This window comes from Pseudorhizobium xiangyangii (genome assembly GCF_020531965.1).
In the GTDB taxonomy this organism is placed as follows: domain Bacteria; phylum Pseudomonadota; class Alphaproteobacteria; order Rhizobiales; family Rhizobiaceae; genus Neorhizobium; species Neorhizobium xiangyangii.
Genome location: NZ_JAJAWH010000016.1, coordinates 19,952 through 41,320 on the forward strand (window position 1 = coordinate 19,952; position 21,369 = coordinate 41,320).

The following is a 21,369-nucleotide window of genomic DNA, read 5'->3' on the forward strand; positions in this document are numbered from 1 at the left end:
TGGGGCGAGATCTATATGGTTGTCAACGCAGGGCGTTGAGCAGGGACTGCGACGGCTCTCCATCTGCCTGCATGCCGAGCCGCCCCTGGATGGCGGAGATGGCCGCCTTGGAGCCGGAACCGAAGTTACCGTCGATCTCACCCTCATAGTAGCCGAGCTGTTTGAGCTTCGTCTGCAATTCGAACTTTTCGACGATGTCGAGGGTGCCGTCGGGACGCGGCCAGCGCTGCTGCATTCCGCCGAAGCCGGCAATCTGGTCGGCGAGCATGCCGACGCCGAGTGCGTAGCTGTCGGCCGCATTGTAGCGCTTGATGACGAAGAAGTTGCGCGTCATCAGGAACGCCGGGCCGTTGGCGCCTGCCAGAAGCTTCAACTCCGCCCGGTCGCCGCCGCGTGGGAAGCCCTTGCCGTTCGGCCTTGTGACGCCGAGCGCCGCCCACTGGGCGAGCGTCTTGGTCTGGCCCTCATATTTCGCTACCCCGCGCGGCATGGCCGCCTCGTATCCCCAGGTCTTGCCGGTCTGCCAGCCGTTCTTCTTGAGCAGGTTGGCGGCTGTTGCCAGAGCATCCGGTATGGAGTTCCAGATGTCCGCATGGCCGTTGCCGTCCGCATCGAACTTGTAAAGGAGGTAGCTGGACGGAATGAATTGGGTGTGGCCCATGGCGCCTGCCCAGGAACCTGTAAGGTGACGGGAGGTCACCTCGCCGGACTGCAGGATCTTGAGGGCCGAAATCAGCTGCGTGCGTGCGAACTTGGCGCGCTTCGGATCACCCCAGGCAAGCGTTGCCAGGGCCTGCGGCACGTGGTGCAGGCGATCCGGCTTTTCCAGCACGGCGCCGTAATTGGATTCCATCGACCAGATGGCCAGGAGGATATGCTTGTCGACGCCGAAATGACGTTCCAGCGATGCCAGCGTGCGACCATGCTTGGAGAGCATTTCGCGGCCGATCTTGACCGTGTAGGGGTTCACGCGGGAATCCAGGTAGTCCCAGATCTGCGCCTTGAATTCCGGCTGGTACGCGGCCTTTTCAAGGACCTTGGGATCCGGGCTACTGATACCTGCAAAGGCTTTGTCATAGGTGGAACGGCTGATGCCGCTCTTGGCTGCAGTGCCGTAGAATTCGGAAACCCAGGACTTGAAACCTGCGTCAGCCCGGGCATCTATCGGAGTGGTCGCAAGGCATGCGCCTGCAACCAGCGAGAAAATAAAACCGCGAATGCGATTGGTGCGAAACATGTTCATCAGCAGTCGTGTCCGTAGCTCTTCAAGTTCATGCATCACCGGGCGTCATGTCCGGCTTAACGAATGAATAACAGCACAGAGTCAACAAACTCTTTACCATATTAGTGGCGACAACGCATCGTTGGTGAAACGGTAGGAAATCCGCGTTAAATGACGCGATCGTGAATTAGCGCATTAGTGTGCTTCAGGAGGTTCGTGCGTGGCACAGAAAAAAATCCGTAAGGCTGTATTCCCCGTTGCAGGGCTCGGGACGCGATTCCTGCCGGCGACAAAGGCCGTGCCGAAGGAAATGCTGACGGTCGTTGACAAGCCGGTCATCCAGTACGTCGTCGACGAGGCGGCAGAAGCGGGGATCGAGCACTTCGTTTTCGTCACCGGTCGCGGCAAGGGTGTCATCGAGGATTATTTCGACATCCAGTACGAACTGGAGCAGATGCTGCGCGAGCGTAACAAGAACGCCGAGCTGACCCTGCTCTCCAACATCCTGCCCAAGGCCGGCACGGCAAGCTTCACGCGCCAGCAGGTGCCGCTCGGCCTCGGCCACGCCGTCTGGTGCGCCCGTGATATCGTCGGCAACGAGCCGTTTGCGGTTCTTCTGCCTGACATGATCATGTCGGCGGAAAAGAGCTGCCTGAAGGGCATGGTCGATCTGTACGAGCAGACCGGCGGAAATGTGCTGGCGGTCGAGGAGTGCGATCCCGAACAGGCCCATAAATACGGCATCGTCGGCAAGGGCGCGGCGGTCGGCGACGGGTTCAAGATCACCGAGATGGTCGAGAAGCCGGCAAAGGGCACGGCACCCTCCAACTTCTACATCAACGGGCGTTACATCCTGCAGCCGGAAATCTTCAGCATCCTGGAAACCCAGGAGCGCGGCGCCGGAAACGAGATCCAGTTGACGGACGGCATGCTGGCGCTGGCGAAATCCCAGGAATTCGCGGCTTATCACTTCCGCGGCGAGACCTTCGATTGCGGTGCGAAGGATGGCTTCATCCTCGCGAACCTCGCGTTCGCGCTGCAGCGCAGCGACATCCGCCCGGCGATCGAGGGCCCTCTCAAGGATCTGGTGGCGCGGCTTAAATAGCCTTCGGTCCATTCAGATTTAGAAAAAAGCGCCCGGACGACCTCCGGCGCTTTCATTTCCGCAACGTCAGGCCGAGCCCGGCGCGAAACGTATCGGTATCTCCGCCGGTGCGCTTGTTACGCTCGTATTCGACGTCGCCAGTGAGGTCGAGATAGCGGTTGATGTTCCAGGTAAGGCCGGTTCCGGCAACCCAGACAGTCTCGTTGTCGGCATCCGGAAAATCGCGGAGCGTAGCGCCGCCGGTAAGGCGGCCGACAAGATTGTGCCGCATCTGGTGCGCGAGGGTGGCCACGAGATCGTATTCGACCCAACCGCTTGCCCCCGGCGCGGTGGAATCCTGCAGCGTCGTGCGAAGTGCCAATTCGACATCCGTGCCGCGCTGTGGCGACCATGTTGTCCGTCCGTCGAACGTCAGTGCGTCCAGCGCATCGAGCCGCCCGTCGTCGTAATCGACCCGCTCGTATCCCGCCGCCAGTTCGCCGCGCAGTTTCTCGCTCAGATCGAATTCCACGCCTGCGCGCGCGGCATAGGTCCAGGAGGAGCGCTCGTAGCCGGCGGAGTCACGGGTTTCGTCATAGAAGGTCCGTCCACCGCCCACTTCCACGAAGGGGATCAGGGCGGGAGAAAGTTCATAGCCGAGGCGGAGCCGGCCATCGACGGTTGTCCTGTCGCGCTCGCTGAGACTGAGTTTTGAACCGTCCTCGAGTTTGGCGTCGGTATAGATTTCGCGACTGACGCCGAGACCGGCCAGACCCCTGATGAGCCCGGCGTCCCGCTCCACCGTCACGCCGCTGTCGAACTGGTGGACACCGGACTGGGCGGTTGCGCCGCCGACCGCGTTCGGATCGTCGTTGTCCTCGCGCTCGAAGGTGTAGCCGCCCGTGATGTTCGCGATGGTCTCGTCTGCCAGGTCCAGCCGCAGGTTCGCATCGATCCGGGCTGCCGGCTCGGTTTCGCCGCGCCCGCCGATATCGCGTTCCAGCGTTCCTTCGCCGGCGACAGACAGTTCATGGCGCGACCAGTCGGAGTTCAACGTGCCGCGGATGGTGGTGCCGAGGTAGTCGCGGGTGGTCTTCGTCCCATCGCTGCGAATGGTTTCCCGATTGATCGACTGGCTGATCGAGGGGCGCAACATGAACGTGCCGAGACGCACTCCCGTCGGATCACCGGGAAGGACCGGCGCTTCGCCGGCGTCGATGCCTTCGGCGCCCGGGTCGAGTGGCAAATCGGAGAACTGGTTGAGATCTTCCGCATAGGGCGGGTCATTCACCGGCGTCGTATTGGCTGACGTGTCGGAAAGAAGAGGAGGATCGCCAACCGTTCGCGGATCGATCGAACCGGTCGTTTCGCCCGGATCGAGCGGATCGCCCACGATTGACTGCATGTTTCCCGGGGCTGCGAGCGTGGCTGGGCCGGACATCTGTCCACCCGGCGCGAGACCGGCTTCCCGGTCGGACCCTCGCGATGACGGATACACGCTCTGCGCGGTGCCCGGTGCGGGCACGGCAAGTGCGGAGCAGGCAAGCAGAAGCGCCAGCGCCCGCCGGCGCGAGGCTTGCCTTCCACCTTGCTTGTCCATTCGTGCCATCCTAATGTGCGGCTGTTGCGGCCGTTACGCGAACGTAAAGCTTTGTGGTTAACACTTGGTTTGCCACAGGATTTCGCGGCATCGGCGCAATGGACTTCGTTTTGCGAAAGCGATACATGCCGGACATGAACAAGAGAGCATTGCAGCCGGTCGGGAAGACGGTGATCGACTCCGCCATTCGGACCATCGAGATTGAGAGGAAGGGCCTCGAGTCGCTCGAGCGTTCCCTGCAGAATGATCTCGGCCAATCCTTCACGCGGGCGGTAGAGGTGATCCTCGGGCGTCCGGGGCGTATCATCATCACCGGCGTCGGCAAGAGCGGGCATATCGGCGCAAAGATCGCCGCCTCGTTTGCCTCCACGGGAACGCCCGCCTCATTCGTGCATGCCGCCGAGGCGGGGCATGGCGACCTCGGCATGATCTCGCGCGACGATGCGGTTCTGGCCGTCTCCTGGAGCGGCGAAACCGCCGAACTGCAGGCGATCCTCGCCTATTGCCGCCGTTTCTCCATTCCTTTGATCGCGTTGACGGCCGGTGAGGTTTCCACGCTTGCGCGGGAAGCAACGGTTGCTTTGCTCCTGCCGAAGGAGCAGGAGGCTTGCCCGCACGGGCTTGCGCCGACGACCTCGACCCTGATGCAGCTTGCGGTCGGAGACGCGCTGGCAGTGGCGCTCCTCGAGGCGCGTGGTTTTACGGCACTCGATTTCCGCGTCTTCCATCCGGGCGGAAAGCTGGGCGCGATGCTCAGCCATATCGGCGACATCATGCATGCCGGCGACCGGATTCCCCTGGTGCAGCAGGGCACGCCTCTGCCGGTGGCAGTCATGACGCTTTCCGAGAAGCGCTTCGGCTGCGTCGGGGTTCTCGACGATGACGGCTCCCTGTGCGGCATCGTCACCGATGGCGACCTCGCACGCGGGCTGAACCTCAATCTCAGCGCGATGATCGTCGATGACCTGATGACCCGCGACCCGAAGACGGTCAGCGAGAAGACGCTGGCGACCACCGCCATGGGCATTCTCAACGAACACAACATTTCGGCGCTGATGGTCACCGACGAGAACGCGCGCCCCGTCGGCATCGTGCATTTCCACGATCTCCTGCGCGTCGGCGTGGCCTGATCAGGCCACCTCCACGCGCAAGTCGCGGCCTTCCGCGGAAACGACCTTTACGCGCGTTCCGGCCGGAAGATCCGGCCCCATGACCGGCCACCACGTATCGTCCAGGCGGATCCTGCCGCGCCCTTCGCTGATGGGCTCGTGCAGCGTCGCCGTGCGGCCGATCAGGCTCTTGCCCCGGCGGTTAAGGTTCGGCTCGTCGCTCGTTGCATTCCTGGAATAGAAGCGTCGCCCGGCCACGGCGAAGGCTATGGCCAGGATGGCGAACACCAAGAACTGCAGCTGCCAGGACCAGAAGGCGACATTCCAAAGCAGGAGCGACAGCGCGCCGACCACGATCGCTGCCGCGCCGATCCAGATCAGGAAAACTCCGGGTGCGGCCAGTTCCGCACCCAGGAGGACGATGCCGAGGATCAGCCAGCTCCACGGGCCGAGATTGGAAAGCAGGTCCTGCAGCATGGGATCACGTCTCGTTGCGCGGTGCGAATGGATTGACCGGAGGTGTCGTTGTCCTTGGCGTAGCTGGTGGCGTTGCGCGCGGTGCTGTCACTGGCGCAGGTTGCTGTGGTACGGTCGGCCGGATGCGCGCCGGCCCGTTTCCGTCACCGAAGACCTCCCTTGCAATGGCGCCGATGCCGCCGAGCGAGCCGATCAGGGCCGAGGCCTCCATCGGCATCAGGACGATCTTGGAGTTCGGCGCCTTGCCGATCTCGGCCAGAGCCTCGGTGTATTTCTGGGCGACGAAGTAGTTGATCGCCTGCACGTCGCCGAGCGCGATCGCCTGCGAAACGGACTGGGTCGCCTTCGCTTCGGCTTCCGCCAGACGCTCGCGGGCTTCGGCCTCGCGGAAGGCCGCCTCACGCTGGCCCTCGGCCTGGAGAACGGCTGCCTGCTTTGCGCCCTCGGCACGCAGGATCTGTGCGTTGCGGGCGCCTTCCGCCTCCAGAACCTGGGCGCGCTTCTCGCGCTCCGCCTTCATCTGGCGCCCCATGGATTCCACCAGATCGGCCGGCGGCTGGATGTCCTTGATCTCGACGCGGGTGACCTTGATGCCCCACGGGCCGACCGCCTCGTCAACGACGCGCAGCAGCCGCTCGTTGATGACTTCGCGGTTGGACAGCAGCTCATCGAGGTCCATGGAGCCCATGACCGACCGGATATTGGTCATGGTCAGGTTCTGGATGGCGTTGTTGAGGTCGGAGATCTGGTAGGCCGCCTGGGCGGGGTTGAGCACCTGATAGAAGGCAACCGCATCCGCCGAGACGCTGGCATTGTCCTTGGTGATGACTTCCTGTGTCGGGATGGCCAGGACCTGCTCCATGACGTTCATGCGTGCGCCGATGCGCTCGATGAACGGGGTGATCAGGTTAAGGCCCGGATCCAGCGTGCGGGTATAGCGCCCGAACCGTTCGATGGTATAGCGGTAGCCCTGTGGCACGGTCTTTATCCCCGCAAACAGGACGAGGATGACCAGCACTACGATGGCAAGGACCACAACGTCTAGACCGTCGAAAACCATGTTTTATTCCTCCAGCTCATACAGTTGGACAGTGGAGTAACATGTTCCAGACGCAGAGGAAACGCAGGTTCGGCGGTGGCGGTTCCGGAGTAACCTTTCGATTGCTGCGTTACCGCGGCTCGTCACAGGCGGTGAGGGCTCACCCGATCCAAAGGTGAGCAACCGGGTGGGTCAGACCCACCCCTGCAACTCGCGGCGGACAACCGTTTCCAACACGTTCATGCCGTCGACACTGTCGTTGAGGCAGGGAATGTGGACGAACTTCTCGCCGCCATTGTGGAGGAAGATTTCTCCGGCCTCGCCGGCGATTTCCTCCAACGTTTCCAGACAGTCGGAGACGAAGCCGGGGTTCATGACCGCGATCCGCTTGACGCCCTTCTTTGCCAGAGCCTCGACAGTCTTGTCGGTGTAGGGCTGCAGCCATTCCTCGGGTCCAAAACGCGACTGGAAGGTCAGCATGAAATTGTCTTCGGTGCGGCCAAGCTTTTCGCGCAGCAGCCGAGCCGTCTTCTGGCAGTGGCAGTGATAGGGGTCACCAGCCTTGAAGTAGGATTGCGGGATGCCGTGGAAGGAGGTGATCAGCATCTCCGGCTCCCAGTCGAGCGTGGCGAGCGTCGCATTGACGGAATTGGCCAGCGCCTCGATGTAGGCAGGATCGTCGTGATAGGGCGGCACCGTACGCACAGCCGGCTGCCAGCGCAGCTTCATCAGGTGCTCGAAGGCCTTGTCGTTGACGGTCGCGGTGGTCGAGGCGGCGTATTGCGGATAGAGTGGGAAGAGCACGATCCTCTCGCAGCCCTTTTCCTTCAGCGCGTCGATGCGTTCGGCGATCGACGGCTTGCCATAGCGCATGCCCCAGTCGACCACGACATTGGGCAGGTCCTTCAGCCGCTCGGCCATCAGCTCGCCCTGGCTGCGGGTGTAGGTGCGCAGGTAGCTTTCATCGAGATCCTTGTTCCAGATCTCCTCATAGGCCTTGCCGACCTTCTGCGGGCGCTTGTTCAAAACGATGCCGTAGAGGATTGGATACCAGTAGAGGCGCGACCATTCGATGACGCGCTTGTCCGACAGGAATTCGGCAAGATAGCGCCGCATGGACCAGTAGTCCGTACCGTCCGGCGTGCCGAGATTGACGAGGAGAACTCCCACCTTGCCGAACTGTACCTTGGGATGGTCGGACGGCATGTGGCTGGCGATGGCGTTCATCATGGTTCCAATATCGATATGTCTAAGGCGAACAGGGCGTCGCAAAAAGTCTGGTTCTATCTAGAAACAATAAGCGGCCCGGGGAAGCCCGGGCCGCCTAGAATGCTAGTCAAATCGTTGTCAGCGAGCCGGCAGCTCGAGTTGCTGGCCGATTTCCAGAAGATCCGGATTGCGCAGGCCGTTCGCGCCCGAAATCCTGGTCCACATTTCGCCATTGCCATAGGTGGCCTCGGCGATCTTCCATAGCGAGTCGCCGCGGGTGACCGTGTAGGGGGTCGGGGAGGCAGAAACTGGCGGTTCCTTCGCCGCAGGGGTTGCCGTTGCCGCCGGCGCTGCCGCAGGTGAGGCTGCCGGCGCGGCAGGTGCCTCGGTCTGGGCCGTCTCCGTTGACGGCGTCACATCCGTGATCCGCCCGTCGGTGTAGGGCTTGTACGGGTTGTTGGCGGTCAGGTAGTCGGCCACGGCCTGTTCGAGGTTGGGGCCGAAGTCGTACGGGTTGACCGCATTGGTCGCGAAGACCTCGTAGCCGTCACCGCCGCCGCGGACATAGTTGTTGGTGACCACGCCGTAGGTCTTGTTCGGATCGAGCGGTACGAAACCTTCGCCTTCCTTGACCTGCACGTCGCTGATCCGGCTGCCGGGGGGCTTCGACTTGTCGAAGGCATATTTCATGCCGGCAACCTGCGGGAAGCGTCCTGCAACTTCCTCGAGCCCTTTCGCACCGTTTTCCAGCGCTGCAAGGAGATCGGAGCCCTTCAGCTGGAAGGTGGCGATGGTGTTCTGGAACGGCAGAACCGTCAGCACTTCGCCCATCGTCACGTCGCCAGCGTCGATCGAGGCGCGCAATCCGCCGCTATTGGCGATCGAGATGGTGATGCCCTGATCCTTGACCCGTTCGAGCTGCGCGTCAGCGACGAGATTGCCCATCGAGCACTCCTCGACCCGGCACACGTTGCGGTCACCGACAATGGTATCCGTGGACGAGCCGACGACCTTCTGCTTCAGCTCTTCCAGCGGCTCGCCGAGTTCCTTGACCTTCGCGGCGAAACCGGCATCCGGCACGATCGAGCCGTCGAGCAGTTTCGGCGCACCTTCGGTGGACTTCACGACGCCGTTGTCGTCGAACACCACCTTGAGGTCGCCGAGATATTTCGAATAGGCATAGGCCGTCACGATCGGAACGTCGGTGCCCGCGGGGTTTTTGACCAGGGTCGGGTAGGGGCCTGCCGCCTTGTCGTCGGTGCTCGACAACAGGGTGTGGCTGTGGCCGCCGACGATTACGTCGATGCCTTCCAAGGCTGCGGCGATCTGCTTGTCGCGCTCATAGCCCACATGCGAGAGAAGGATGATCTTGTTGACGCCCTGTCCCTCGAGCTCAGGAACGACCTTCTTCAGATACTCGACCTCGTCCTCGAAGCTGATTGCGTCGCCTGGGGAGGAGGTTTCGTCGGTGTCGGTGGCCAGGACCGAGACGACGGCAACCTTCTGGCCGCCCATTTCCTTGACGATATAGCCTTCGAACTTGTTGGCGACCGGGCTTGCATCTGTGGCAATGGTATTGCCGGAAATGATCGGGAACTTGGCGGCGTCGATGAACTTCAGGAGCTCTTCCGGGCCGTCATCGAACTCGTGGTTGCCGATCGCCATGGCGTCGAAGCCGATGCCGTTCATGAAATCCGCGATCGGGCCACTCTTGAACATGCTGTAGAACAGCGAACCCTGGAACTGGTCGCCTGCGTCGAGCACGAGGATATTGGCATCCTGCAGTTCGCCGCGCCGGCTGTCGATCGCGGTCTTGACCCGTGCGATCCCGCCGAAGCATTCGTCCTTGCCTTCTTCTTCGGCCGTGCAGGTGGAATCGTACTTGTTGATTGCTTCGATGCGCGAATGAAGATCGTTGATGTGGAGGATGTTGAGTTCGTAATCGGCAAACGCGGTGCCGGCAAAGAGGGCTAGCGCCGAGGCCGTCATCAGCCCCAGTTTCAACGTCTTCGTCATCGTCTGTCTCTCCTGTTTCCGATCCGCCGATATTCCGGCTGTCCGCCCGATCGCATGTCCCACCAGGGCGTGCGCGGGCATGTTTTCATCAAGGGGATGCGGTTTCAAGGGAAATGTGCAGTGCAAAACAGGCGGCCCGATGCAACGGCGGGCAATAAAAAACCCCGCCGAAGCGGGGTTTCATAAAGATGGCCCAGCCGGATATCAGATGCGGCGCGTGAGCGAGAACTGAGCGCCGCTATCCTGCGTGCAGTTCAGCTGGCTCTGCGAGACCAGCGAGCAGTTGACCCGCGCCTGGGTGTTGCGCACCAGCGAAGTCATGTTGATCTCCACCAGGGTGGGGGAAAGCGTGGTGTAGGTTCCGGATGCCAGAAGCGTGTTGCTGTCGGTAGAACGCGTGCTGAACGTACCGCCCTGGAAGGTGGATATGATGCCGCTCGGATCGGCCCAGCTGCCTTCGACGCCCCGTGGCTGCGCCTGCTGCTGGGGAGCGCGGGACGGCGGCGAGGAAACGCACGCCGAGAGCGTGGCGACAGCGATGAGCGCGAGGCTCGCTTTCAACTTCATGATGTTCTCCCGCAGTTCGACCTCTCGCAGGCCGCCAACAATCCGCTCATATCTAACGCAGCTTGAGCGGTTTCACAGCATCTTTCGCATGTTTCAACAAGGGAAACGATCAAATTTGATGATCGTTTCCCTTGCAGTGGGGCAATCAGCGCACGAGAATGTTGCGGAACTGCCAGGGATCGGAGGTGTCGATGTCCTCCGGGAAGAGACCCGGGCGGCCGTCTAGCGGGGTCCAGTCGGTGTAGTGGCCTTCGACCGGACCGAGATACGGCATCTGCACTTCCAGGCAGCGCTTGTAGTCCACCTCGTCGGCTTCGACGATGCCGGCCTTCGGGTTCTCAAGCGCCCAGACCATGCCGGCGAGCACGGCGGACGTTACCTGCATGCCCGTCGCATTCTGGTAAGGGGCGATCCGGCGGGTCTCTTCGAGCGAAAGGCGCGAGCCGAACCAGTAGGCGTTCTTTTCGTGGCCGTAGAGCAGGACGCCGAGTTCGTCGATGCCGTCCACCAGTTCGTCCTCGTCGAGAACGTGCTGGACCGGCTGAGCCTTGCCCCCATTGCCGAACATCTCGTGCAGCGAAAGCACGGCGTCATTGGCGGGGTGATAGGCATAGTGGCAGGTCGGGCGATAGGTGACGTCGCCATCCTTGTTGCGGACTGTGTAGTAGTCGGCAATCGAGATGGACTCGTTGTGGGTGACGAGGAAGCCGTATTGCGGGCCAGGCGTTGGGCACCAGCTGCGCACGCGGGTGTTGGCGCCCGCCTGCTCCAGGTAGATGGCTGCCTTGCAGCCCTTCTTGTGCTTCTTGGCGTTCTTCGGCATCCATTTTTCATGCGTGCCCCAGCCGAGTTCGGCAGGCTGCAGGCCTTCGGCGATGAAACCTTCCACCGACCAGGTGTTCCAGAACACGTCGAGCGGCTTGGGGTTCTTGGTGCGCTGGGTATCGCGCTCGGCAATATGCACGCCCTTGACACCGAGCTTCTTCATCAGCTTGGCCCAGCCTTCCCGATCGCCGGCGGCCGGCTCTTCGAAGGTGAGACCGGTTTCGTAAGCGAGGTTGACCAGCGCCTGCTTCACGAACCAGGAAACCATGCCCGGATTGGCGCCACTGGTGGAGACGGCCGTGGTTCCGCCCGGGTTCTTGGCCTTCTCGTGACGCAGTGTCTCGCGCAGGGAGTAATTGGTGCGATCGGCGTTGGAGGCCGATGCATCGAAGTAGAAGCCGAGCCAGGGCTCGATGACCGTGTCGATGTAGAGAACGTCCAGCTTGCGGCAGAACTTCATCAGGTCGAGCGAGCCGGTATCGACAGACAGGTTGACGCAGAAGCCCTGGCCTTCACCTGCGGTCAGAAGCGGCTTCAGCAGCTCCTTGTAGTTGTCCTTCGTCACATGCGCCTGGATATGCCTGACACCGTGCTTGGCGAGAAGCTCCGCTTCATCGTTGCGGGGGTCTATGACCACCATCCGGCTCTTGTCGAACTTGAAGTGACGCTCGATGAGCGGCAGCGTGCCGCGGCCAATCGAACCGAAGCCGATCATCACGATCGGGCCTGTGATGTCGCCATGTACCGGGTAGTTCTGTTCAGACATGTGCTTCTCCTTCAGAGCAACGGCATCTCGCCGCTGTACCGCTTGGTCAACAGGGGAACGGATGGGAGCGCTTGATCGCTATTTTGGCGCTCTAGATCATAAATCCTCGTCACAATAAAGAGGTTGCGACGGAGGCCGGAAAAATCGTCATCTGCTGCCTGGCTTTGCCGTTCGCAGCCACGAGACGAGTTCCGCACGCTTCGCCAGAAGCCCCTTGTACTCCGCTTCTTGCGGCGTCATCGCTTCCAGCTGGTCGGCCATCGCAAGTGCCAGATCAGCGCCGTTCGGCCGGGCGAGTATCGCGGCCAGCGGATCGAGATAGATGCGGATGGTGAAGAGGATGTCGCCGGAGACCGGCAGCTTTCGCAGCGTCTGCCGTTCGATCCGAATGACGCCATCGGTCGGAGCTGCCCGCTCGACGTCCTCGGGCAACGAAGGCGTTGGATGGAAGAAGGCATGGCGCCAGTTGACCGACCAGTTCCACCGGACGACGAAGCGGTCGGGCGAGAGATTGTCGAACATCCGGCTGATCAGCCCGGCATTTCGACTGCCGCCATCAAAGCCCGGTACCGGGGAATGCACGTCGTCCAGCGACAGGCCGAACTTGTCGGCCAGGCGCCAGGAGGAGGGGAAGGCGAGAAAGGCGGCGGCAAGGCGCCAGCCATTTTCGCCCTTGCGCATCAGCACGAGGTCGTCCTGGACGAGCAGCGCTGCGCGCTGCAGCGGCGGTATTGCAGGGTCTGCCAGGTCCACCTCATGGCCCGCCATCCGCATGAGATCGCGGTGGCGGTGGTAAATATGCGCGTGCCGGTCCGGCAGATAGGCCGCCAGCAGATCGAGGACCTCCTGCTGGGCCGCCTCGGTTCCCGGCTCCGCCCGGAAAACCCGCTCGCCATGTTCGGCCAGCAACCGATTTCGCTCGGCCAGTCGTTCTGCGAGTTCATCATCCGGCTCGATCCACCGGTCAGCATCCAGTTGCTGCAGTCCGATGGTGAACGGGGTGGAGGAGCCGTCATAGGGGGTGTAGGCGAGCTTGGTCATCATCTTTCCACTGCGACGCCGTGACATGGCGCGGGGCCTTTCTCCTTGTCACCTGAACTGCCGGAGATGGTCAATGAGGGCCCGAAGTTTCGGCGCGGCGTTGCGGCGGCTCGGATAGTAGAGATAGAAGCCGGAAAAGCGGGGGCAAAATTCTTCCAGCAACGGCACGAGCTCTCCCCGCCTGATCGACGGGAGGAAGCTCTCCTCCATCCCGAATGTGATGCCGGCCCCGGCAACCGCCAGACGGATCATCAGCGCCATGTCGTTGGTGGTGACCTCCGGCTCGACCGCAAGGCTGAACTCCGCGCCGTTTTCGGAAAATTCCCAGCGGTAGGGCGCCATGCCCGGTGCCGACCGCCAGCCGATGCAGCGGCGGCGGGCCAGTTCGCGCGGATGGCCAGGCATTCCGAAACGTTCGATATAGGTCGGCGAAGCGACGGCGAGTTGCCGCTGGTCGCCGGACACGGTGACTGCGATCATATCCTGTGCGATGACCTCGCCGAGCCGGACGCCAGCATCATAGCCTTCCGCGACGATATCGAATTCCTCGTCGGTGACGGTGATGTCGAGCTGAACCTCCGGATTGGCCTCGGTGAAGGAAGCAAGCAGCGGGCCGGACAGGAAGCTCTCGGCGATGGACGAGACCGCCAGCCGCAACTGCCCACGAGGAACGCCACGCAGATCACGTGTCGCGTCGATCGCTGCAGTCATGTCCAGCAGCGCCGGTGCGACATCGCGGTAGAGGCGTTCACCGGCTTCCGTCAGGCTGACGCTGCGGGTGGTGCGCTGTACCAGGGCGATGCCCATCGCCTCCTCCAGACGCCGTATCGACTGGCTGACTGCTGAGCGGGTCACGCCCATGCGATCCGCCGCCGCCCGGAAACTCTTCTCCTGCGCCACCAAGGCGAAGATCGCGAGCGCGTTCAGGTCCGTGTTCATTGGTTAGTAATTCTTTCCAATTTGTAAAGCAGATGGGCGGTTATCGTAACAATGCTTCGGATCTACCTTCCTGGCAACCGCAAAAAAATGCGGTGTGACAGTCAAAAAAGGAGATCCACATGCCGATGGACAAGGTCGTACTCATCACCGGCGCATCAAGCGGAATAGGCGCGGGCATTGCCCGTGAGCTGGCAAGCGCCGGTGCGACGCTGGCGCTCGGCGCCCGCCGCACTGATCGGCTCGATGCGCTGGCAGGAGAAATCCGCGCCATGGGCGGCAAGGTAATGACCCGAAGGCTTGACGTGACGGATCGCGCCGATGTCTCCGCGTTTGCCGAGGCTGCACGGCAGGAGTTCGGGCGGGTCGATGTGATCGTCAACAATGCCGGCATCATGCCGCTGTCGCTCATGGCCTCGCTCAAGGTGGACGAATGGGACCGCATGATCGACGTCAACATCAAGGGCGTGCTCTACGGCATCGCCGCCGTCCTGCCGGACATGACGAAGCGCGGTTCCGGCCAGATCATCAACATCGCCTCTATCGGCGCCCTCAACGTCTCGCCGACAGCCGCTGTCTATTGCGCCACAAAATACGCTGTCCGGGCAATTTCCGACGGGCTCAGGCAGGAGAACGAAAAGCTGCGTGTCACCTGTATCCATCCCGGCGTGGTGGAAAGTGAACTGGCCGACACGATTACCGATCCGGTTGCTGCGGCAGGCATGAAAGCCTATCGCGCCATCGCCCTGCAGCCCGATGCCATCGGTCGCGCCGTACGCTTTGCCATCGAGCAGCCGGAGGACGTCGATGTGAACGAGATCGTCGTCCGCCCGACCAGAACGCCACACTGAGGAGCAGGCCGGTTTCGTCTGCCTTGGATAATCTCTCAACGAAAGGAATGACCGAATGACTCAAGCTTTCATCAGCGGCAGGAAGCTGCTTGTCGCCTTGGCATTTGTCGCGAGCATCACCTCGGCACAAGCCAATACCGCCAACCCTGATACCGACACCGAGGCTCGGAACGAAGCCATCGTGCGCGACGCGTTCGAGGCATGGGCTGCGGGCGGAAGCGTTTTCGAGCTTCTCTCGCCGGACATCGTCTGGACCATCCATGGGTCCGGCCCGATCGCCGCCACCCACAACGGCATCGAAGAGTTTGTCGAGCGGGGGGCCGTTCCGATCGTCAGCCGCCTGACCAAGCCGCTCATGCCGGACGTTCACAACATCTGGGCCGTCGATGATACGGTGATCATCCGCTTCGACGCATCATCCACGACGACATCCGGAAATCCATACAGCAACCGATACCTATGGATATTCCGGATGGAAAACGGAGCTGTCGTGAAGGCTGAGGCGTTTCTCGATCTGGTCGCCTATCAGGACGTTCTCGACAACAACGAGCCCCGGGTCCAGTAGCCCCCCGCAGTTTCACATCCTGCCGCTTGCTTGACACGGCGGCAGGGTAATTGTGCGCCCGCCCGCCGGCTACCGCGCAATCCAGTACAATCAATGTCCAGAAGGAACCCGACCATGCAGCGTCTATTCGCGGCCGCCATGACCGTTTTGCTTTTAGGCCTGTCCGTGAAAGCTGAAACTCAATTGCAAAATAACCACCCGTATCTCGGCATGTGGGTGACCGGGGACGGTCACGTGCGGCAGGAGTTGCTGCCCAGCGGCCGTTATGACGAAGCGCGGGGCAACCGCAGACACGCCTATCAGGGGCGCTACGAAGTGGCCGGGGATCACATCGAATACTGGGACGATACCGGCTTCACCGCCGATGGTGACTTCGTCGGCGCCAATACGCTGCACCACGGCGGCATGGTGTTCTACCGGGAGAAGTAGAACCGGCCTATGCCTCGATCAGTTCTGCGCGGATCAGCCCGCGCAGGGAATTTCCGACGAAGAGGTTTCTCCCCGCAAGATCTTCCGGCTTCACGAGGCCGGACCTTGCGCGGCCCGCGCGGATGAGGTCGGCGCGCAGGATCCCCGGCAGGAGCCCGCAGGAGATCGGCGGGGTTATCAGCGAACCGTCGGCCTGTTCGACAAAGACATTGGTGATCGTCCCCTCACAGATCTCGCCGCGTTCGTTAAGCAGCAGCACTTCGTCCGCGTCCTCGGCCGGAAACTCGGCGCGGGCAGCTTCGTAGACTTCGCGTCGGGAGATCTTGTGGCGGTACATGGGGTCGTCGGAGGAAAGTCTCGTTTCTGCTATGCGCAGTCGCCAGACGGTGTCCTCGGCAAGTGGCGTGAACGGTGTCGTGGTGATCTCGACCTTGCCGCGAAAGCTCATCACCAACCGGACCCGTAGCGCGGCCTCGCCCAGGGCTGCGGCCTCCAACTGCTCCATAAGGTCGGGTGGCGCGGCGCGAAAGCCGAGCGCATCGGCAGATCGGTGCAGCCGGCGGATGTGCTGCTCGATGCGCAAGAAACCCGTGCCGGGTTCCCAGCGCATGGTCTCGATCAGCGAGAGATCTCCTGACTGTTTAGCGCGAACCGCGCTTTGAGAAGACATTCTTCGTATTCCGCCTCGGCATTAGAATCGAACACGATCCCCCCGCCGACATTGAAGACTGCTCGCCCATCATTGAAAAGGGCCAACGTGCGGATGGCCACCGAAAAACGCATCGGACCCTGCGGGTCGCACCAGCCGATAGCCCCGCAATAGACGTCGCGCGGGCTGGTTTCGAGCTCGGCAAGCGCACGCATCGCCCACATTTTCGGTGCGCCGGTGACCGAGCCGCAAGGGAAAAGCGCCCGGAATATTTCGGGAAGGCCGATATTGTCGAGGAGCTTTGCCCGGACGTGGCTGACCATCTGGTGGACGGTCGGGTAGGTTTCGATCTCGAAGAGTTTCGGGACCGACAGCGATCCTACCTCGCTGATCGCCGAGATGTCGTTGCGCAGGAGATCGACGATCATGCGGTTTTCCGCCTGCGTTTTTTCGTCCGCAAGCATGCCGGCGATGATCGCCTCGTCTTCGACCGGGTTTGCGCCGCGCGCCGCGGTTCCCTTCATCGGATGGGTTTCGATCCAGCCATCGGAACCGACCTCAAAGAAGAGTTCGGGCGAACGCGACAGGATCACAGGGCCGCCGAGATCGATCAGGGCGCCGTAATGGACCGGCTGGCGCTCGACGAGCGACCAGAAGGCGGCATGCGGATCGCCGTTCCAGCGGGCGGTGATCGGCATGGTCAGGTTGGCCTGATAGAAATCGCCGCGACGCAGGTGGTCATGCACCCGCTCGAAACGATTGCGGTAGGCGGGAAAATCCCATGCTGCGTGCGGATCGGTGAGGAACGGTTCGGTCTCGATCGCTTCAGGCGGTATCGCCAACGGACTGTCGGCGGCTGCCGGGCCATCGAAAATGCCCATGGCGATCAGCGGCGTCTCGCGGTTGTCGACGATCAGCGCGCGCAGCTTGTCTTCGAAGACATGGCCCGCCTCGTAGGAAACATAGCCGGCCAGCCAGAAGCCATTCCGCCGGGCCTGCTCCAGTCGTTCAAGGGCAGGCAGGATCTCGTCGGCGGTCCTTGCTAACACGATGTCGCGGGGATGGCCAAACAGCAGACTCTCTTGCCGTTTGTCGTCGCGGAAAAGGGCGTAGGGGGCGGGCATTTGCATCTGTATTTCGGTGTCCAACTCTCCGCCGGTCGCAAAGTGGTCTCTCTTAGCCTAGACCCCCTCTGGCCTGCCGGCCATCTCCCCCACAAGGGGGAGAAGATTCGCGGCAATCCACTGCCCAGATTGCATCCCGATCGAATTTCGGAGCAGCGGCTGGGTTAAGCCCTCCCCCTTGTGGGGAGGGTGGGATCACGCCTTGTCCAGAGCTTCCAGTTCGTCGATCAGCCCCTCGATCATCGAAAGTCCCTTCGACCAGAAGGACGGATCGGTGGCATCCAGGCCGAAAGGCTTCAGCAGCTCCGAGTGATGCTTGGTGCCGCCCGCTTTCAGAAGTTCGAAATACTTCTCCTGGAAGCCCGGATCGGCTTGCTGGTAGACGGCATAGAGGGAGTTTACCAGGCAGTCGCCGAAGGCATAGGCGTAGACGTAGAAGGGTGAGTGGATGAAGTGGGGGATGTAGGTCCACCAGCTCTCATAGCCCTCAAAGATGCGGATGGCCGGGCCGAGGCTCTCCGACTGGATCGAAAGCCACAGCTCGCCGATCTGCTCAGCGGTAAGCTCGCCTTCCTTGCGGGCGGTGTGAAGCTTGCGCTCGAACTCATAGAAGGCGATCTGGCGCACGACCGTGTTGATCATGTCCTCCACCTTCTGGGCAAGCATGGCCTTGCGCTCCTTGCTGTCCTTCGTCTTGTCGAGAAGGGCGCGGAAGGTCAGCATTTCGCCGAAGACGGATGCCGTTTCCGCCAGCGTCAGCGGCGTCTGGCACATCAGCGCGCCTTGGCCGCCGGCCAGAACCTGGTGGACGCCGTGCCCGAGTTCGTGGGCGAGCGTCATCACGTCGCGAGGCTTGCCCAGGTAGTTGACGAGCACATAGGGGTGCGCCGAGGGAACCGTCGGATGGGCGAAGGCGCCGGGCGCCTTGCCCGGGCGGACAGGCGCGTCGATCCATTCCTCATCGAAGAAGCGGCCGGCGATCTGCGCCATTTCGGGCGCAAACCCGGCATAGGCGGACAGCACGGTTTCCCGGGCGGCGTTCCACGAGATCAGCGCATTCGGCGTTTCCGGCAGCGGCGCGTTGCGGTCCCAGAAGTTCATCTGGTCCATTCCGAGCCACTTCGCCTTCATCTTGTAGTAGCGGTGCGACAGGCGGGGATAGGCTTCCCTGACGGCAGCGGCGAGCGCATCGACGACTTCGCGTTCGACACGGTTGGCCAGATGCCGCGAGTCGGCGATGTCCTCGAAGCCACGCCAGCGATCGGCGATTTCCTTGTCCTTGGCGAGCGTGTTGGTGATCAGCGTGAAGACGCGGATATTCTGCTGGAAGGTTTCAGACAGCGCTTTCGCGGCCTTGGCACGCAGCGTTTCGTCGCGCTCCTGCAGCATGTTGAGGGTGATCTCCAGCGGCAATTTCTTGCCGTCCACCTCGAAGCGCAGTTCCGACATCGTCTCGTCGAACAGCCGGTTGAATGCGGCCGCACTGGTCATCGACTTTTCAAGGAAGAGCTGCTCCAGCTTGTCGTCGAGCTGGAAGGGCTTGTCCTTGCGCAGGTCGATGATCCAGGGGCCGTAGTGCGCCGCTTGCGGGTCGTTATCGAGGCAGGCGTCGATCACGCCGTCGTCGATGCGGTTGAGTTCGAGCGCGAAGAACAGCAGATGCGCGGAGAGATCGGTCAGTTTCGACTGCACGTCGCCATAGAACTTGCCGTTCTCGGGGCTGGACGTATCGGAGAAATAGGTGAGGCCCGCAAAGGAGCCAATCTTGCCGAGCAGGTCCTCCAGCACCTCGAAATCGGCAAGCGCCTGACCCAGCCCCTCGGCACCCGTCTTCCCGGTGGCTGCGGCGAGCTTGCCCTTCCATTTTGCCTCGAATTCCTTCGAAAGGACCGTGGCTCTTTCCATGTCGGCCTTGAATTCAGGCGCATCCCTGGCGGGGTAAAGGTGTGAGAGCTTCCAGACAGGGAGAAGGCCGAGGGCTGCATCGTCGGCGGCGGGCTCGGCAGGGGATTGCGGGACCGGCGTGGCGGTTTGGAACAGATGCATCGACCGTCTTCCTTATCGTTGTCTTTGTTGTCGCTCTGTTTTCCGCGCCAGCCGTTAAAATGCAAGCCTTTCTCAAAAGACGATGTTCAAGGCTTTCTGGCAAAACGGCCGACGTACCTGAGTACACGACCTAGCACTAGTTGGACATTATGAATGATGTCGGGAGCCGAGCATGATTGCCCAAATCCTTGTTGTCGATGACGATCCGATTCAGCGCCGTTTGTTGAAAAACGCGCTCGAACGCAATGACCATGTCGTCCATCTTGCCGAGAACGGCCTGATCGGTCTGGAATTCCTTCAGCACGGCGGTGACCAGATCAACGTGATCGTCCTCGATCTGTTGATGCCGGAGATGGATGGACTGAGCTTCCTTCTCGCTATCCGCGAGGCGGGCATCGAAACGCCGGTTATCGTTCAGACGGGGCAGGGCGGCATCGAGACCGTGGTGCAGGCGATGCGTGCCGGCGCCTTCGATTTCGTCGTCAAGCCGGTATCGCCGGAGCGGATCGCAGCTTCCGTCAGCAATGCCCTGATGCTCGGTCGCAAGGAAGGCCGCGGCAAGACGGGACGCCGTTCGCGTTCAGGATCGACGACGTTCAACGATATCGTCTCGGCGAGCCCGGACATGCTGCGGGTCATCGACCTCGCGCAGCGTGCGGCCCAATCGTCCATTCCCGTCGTTCTCGAAGGCGAGTCCGGCGTTGGCAAGGAACTCATCGCCCGCGCCATCCAGTCGGCGAGCGACCGGGCCGGAAAGCCCTTCATCACCGTCAACTGCGGTGCGATTCCCCATAACCTCGTCGAGAGCGTGCTCTTCGGACACGAGAAGGGCGCTTTCGTCGGCGCGACCGATCGACACACCGGAAAGTTCGCAGAAGCGGATGGTGGCACGCTTTTCCTCGACGAAATCGGCAATCTGCCGCTCGACGTGCAGGTGAAGTTGCTGCGCGCCGTGCAGCAGGGCGAGATCGAAACGGTTGGCTCGGCAACGACCCAGAAGGTTGATGTGCGGCTGATTTCCGCGACCAACAAGGATCTCATCGAGGAGGTCCGGGAAGGCCGGTTCAGGGAAGACCTCTATTACAGACTGAATGTCTTCCCGATCACCATCCCGGCGCTGCGGCGTCGAAAGGAAGATATTCCGCATCTTGCACGCGTCTTCGCAGAACGTTTCTCGCACGAGCAGAAGCTGCCACGGCCGGTTGCCGTCGGATCCGCGGCAATGGCCCTGCTTACCGCGCATGACTGGCCGGGCAACATTCGCGAGCTCGAGAACGCCATTTTCCGTGCCGTCGTGCTGGCGCAAACGGAGGAACTGTCGGACGCGGATTTCCCACAAATCGCCGCACAATTGCCGGAATTCCGGTCTGCCGAACTGCGTGCCGCAGCGGCCGTTTCCGCCGCGATTTCGCGGGCTCCGGAGACCCACCGCACGGTAACGTCACCGTTCAACCTGCCTGTGCCCGAGGGCTTTATCGGAATGCCGCTCCAGCCGCCGCGTCCCGATCCCCGCGCGCTACTGGCCGCAGCCTATCCGAGTTCCAGCAATGTGATCGTCAGCACCGATACGGCGGGCGAGGTCCGCAAACTCGCCGACGTGGAAGAGGAACTCATTCGTTTTGCACTGAAATTTTATCGCGGCCAGATGAGCCAGGTAGCACGCAAACTGGGGATAGGTCGCTCCACGCTATACCGCAAGCTGAAGGACTACGGCATCGATCCGGACAACCCGCTAAGGGAGGCCGCATGAGGTTGGGGCTTATTAGCGACCGTTAACCTCCGCGCAAGGATGTTCTGTCACCCTTTGTCAATCT

The 21,369-nt window shown here is 61.9% G+C and carries 18 protein-coding genes and 2 pseudogenes; 7 read left to right on the top strand and 13 right to left on the bottom strand.

Annotation, left to right across the window (positions count from 1 at the left end):
* Positions 1 to 22: 22 nt before the first annotated feature.
* Entirely contained in the window at positions 23 to 1,243 is a 1,221-nt protein-coding gene (locus tag LH464_RS15330) for a lytic murein transglycosylase (RefSeq protein WP_226787272.1), read from the bottom strand.
* Positions 1,244 to 1,442: 199 nt separating this feature from the next.
* On the opposite strand from LH464_RS15330, the gene galU reads away from it, so the two are divergent.
* Positions 1,443 to 2,327: a UTP--glucose-1-phosphate uridylyltransferase GalU gene (gene galU, locus LH464_RS15335; RefSeq protein ID WP_226787273.1), complete on the top strand. Its 885-nt coding sequence runs from the start codon at positions 1,443 to 1,445 to the stop codon at positions 2,325 to 2,327.
* 52 nt (positions 2,328 to 2,379) lie between these two features.
* On the opposite strand, the gene LH464_RS15340 is transcribed toward galU, so the two are convergent.
* Entirely contained in the window at positions 2,380 to 3,906 is a 1,527-nt protein-coding gene (locus tag LH464_RS15340; protein ID WP_226787274.1) for an outer membrane beta-barrel protein, read from the bottom strand.
* Positions 3,907 to 4,040: 134 nt separating this feature from the next.
* Between LH464_RS15340 and LH464_RS15345 the strand changes: the two genes are divergently transcribed.
* Positions 4,041 to 5,036 carry a KpsF/GutQ family sugar-phosphate isomerase gene (locus LH464_RS15345; protein ID WP_226787377.1) on the top strand — a complete coding sequence of 332 codons (996 nt, stop codon included), beginning with the start codon at positions 4,041 to 4,043 and terminating at the stop codon, positions 5,034 to 5,036.
* Here the strand turns inward: LH464_RS15345 and LH464_RS15350 are convergent, their stop codons facing one another.
* From LH464_RS15350 to LH464_RS15385, 8 genes are all read right to left on the bottom strand, one after another.
* On the bottom strand, positions 5,037 to 5,492 hold the full coding sequence (locus tag LH464_RS15350; RefSeq protein ID WP_226787275.1) for an NfeD family protein: 456 nt from the start codon (positions 5,490 to 5,492) through the stop codon (positions 5,037 to 5,039).
* Positions 5,493 to 5,496: 4 nt separating this feature from the next.
* On the bottom strand, positions 5,497 to 6,552 hold the full coding sequence (locus LH464_RS15355; RefSeq protein WP_226787276.1) for an SPFH domain-containing protein: 1,056 nt from the start codon (positions 6,550 to 6,552) through the stop codon (positions 5,497 to 5,499).
* A 171-nt stretch (positions 6,553 to 6,723) separates the two neighbouring features.
* Positions 6,724 to 7,758 carry a ferrochelatase gene (gene hemH / locus LH464_RS15360; protein WP_226787378.1) on the bottom strand — a complete coding sequence of 345 codons (1,035 nt, stop codon included), beginning with the start codon at positions 7,756 to 7,758 and terminating at the stop codon, positions 6,724 to 6,726.
* A gap of 120 nt (positions 7,759 to 7,878) precedes the next feature.
* Positions 7,879 to 9,756: a 5'-nucleotidase C-terminal domain-containing protein gene (locus tag LH464_RS15365; RefSeq protein ID WP_226787277.1), complete on the bottom strand. Its 1,878-nt coding sequence runs from the start codon at positions 9,754 to 9,756 to the stop codon at positions 7,879 to 7,881.
* 204 nt (positions 9,757 to 9,960) lie between these two features.
* On the bottom strand, positions 9,961 to 10,323 hold the full coding sequence (gene omp10, locus LH464_RS15370) for an outer membrane lipoprotein Omp10 (protein WP_226787278.1): 363 nt from the start codon (positions 10,321 to 10,323) through the stop codon (positions 9,961 to 9,963).
* Positions 10,324 to 10,468: 145 nt separating this feature from the next.
* Positions 10,469 to 11,914, bottom strand: a complete 1,446-nt coding sequence (locus tag LH464_RS15375) for a homospermidine synthase (RefSeq protein ID WP_226787279.1) — start codon at positions 11,912 to 11,914, stop codon at positions 10,469 to 10,471.
* 147 nt (positions 11,915 to 12,061) lie between these two features.
* Positions 12,062 to 12,982 carry a heme-dependent oxidative N-demethylase family protein gene (locus LH464_RS15380; protein ID WP_226787280.1) on the bottom strand — a complete coding sequence of 307 codons (921 nt, stop codon included), beginning with the start codon at positions 12,980 to 12,982 and terminating at the stop codon, positions 12,062 to 12,064.
* Between the two features lie 21 nt (positions 12,983 to 13,003).
* Positions 13,004 to 13,894, bottom strand: coding sequence for a LysR family transcriptional regulator (locus LH464_RS15385; protein ID WP_226787281.1), 891 nt, complete (start codon positions 13,892 to 13,894; stop codon positions 13,004 to 13,006).
* Between the two features lie 119 nt (positions 13,895 to 14,013).
* On the opposite strand from LH464_RS15385, the gene LH464_RS15390 reads away from it, so the two are divergent.
* The 3 genes from LH464_RS15390 to LH464_RS15400 all read left to right on the top strand — a co-directional run bounded on the left by LH464_RS15390 (position 14,014) and on the right by LH464_RS15400 (position 15,736).
* Entirely contained in the window at positions 14,014 to 14,742 is a 729-nt protein-coding gene (locus tag LH464_RS15390; RefSeq protein ID WP_226787282.1) for an SDR family oxidoreductase, read from the top strand.
* Positions 14,743 to 14,797: 55 nt separating this feature from the next.
* Complete coding sequence (locus tag LH464_RS15395) at positions 14,798 to 15,307, top strand: nuclear transport factor 2 family protein (protein ID WP_226787283.1); 510 nt, start codon at positions 14,798 to 14,800, stop codon at positions 15,305 to 15,307.
* Between the two features lie 138 nt (positions 15,308 to 15,445).
* Complete coding sequence (locus tag LH464_RS15400; RefSeq protein WP_226787379.1) at positions 15,446 to 15,736, top strand: Atu4866 domain-containing protein; 291 nt, start codon at positions 15,446 to 15,448, stop codon at positions 15,734 to 15,736.
* A 7-nt stretch (positions 15,737 to 15,743) separates the two neighbouring features.
* On the opposite strand, the gene LH464_RS15405 is transcribed toward LH464_RS15400, so the two are convergent.
* The 3 genes from LH464_RS15405 to LH464_RS15415 all read right to left on the bottom strand — a co-directional run bounded on the left by LH464_RS15405 (position 15,744) and on the right by LH464_RS15415 (position 19,555).
* Positions 15,744 to 16,406: an aminotransferase class IV family protein gene (locus LH464_RS15405; protein ID WP_226787284.1), complete on the bottom strand. Its 663-nt coding sequence runs from the start codon at positions 16,404 to 16,406 to the stop codon at positions 15,744 to 15,746.
* Complete coding sequence (locus LH464_RS15410) at positions 16,355 to 17,515, bottom strand: aminodeoxychorismate synthase component I (RefSeq protein ID WP_226787285.1); 1,161 nt, start codon at positions 17,513 to 17,515, stop codon at positions 16,355 to 16,357. The genes LH464_RS15405 and LH464_RS15410 overlap by 52 nt, the downstream gene beginning before the upstream one ends.
* Before the next feature lie 189 nt (positions 17,516 to 17,704).
* Positions 17,705 to 19,555, bottom strand: a complete 1,851-nt coding sequence (locus tag LH464_RS15415) for a M3 family oligoendopeptidase (RefSeq protein ID WP_226787286.1) — start codon at positions 19,553 to 19,555, stop codon at positions 17,705 to 17,707.
* Between the two features lie 172 nt (positions 19,556 to 19,727).
* On the opposite strand from LH464_RS15415, the pseudogene LH464_RS15420 reads away from it, so the two are divergent.
* Both LH464_RS15420 and LH464_RS24870 read left to right on the top strand, forming a co-directional pair.
* Positions 19,728 to 20,919, top strand: a pseudogene (locus tag LH464_RS15420) (sigma-54-dependent transcriptional regulator); the annotation flags it as partial.
* 209 nt (positions 20,920 to 21,128) lie between these two features.
* Positions 21,129 to 21,305 (top strand): annotated as a pseudogene (locus LH464_RS24870) (helix-turn-helix domain-containing protein); the annotation flags it as partial.
* Positions 21,306 to 21,369: the final 64 nt, after the last annotated feature.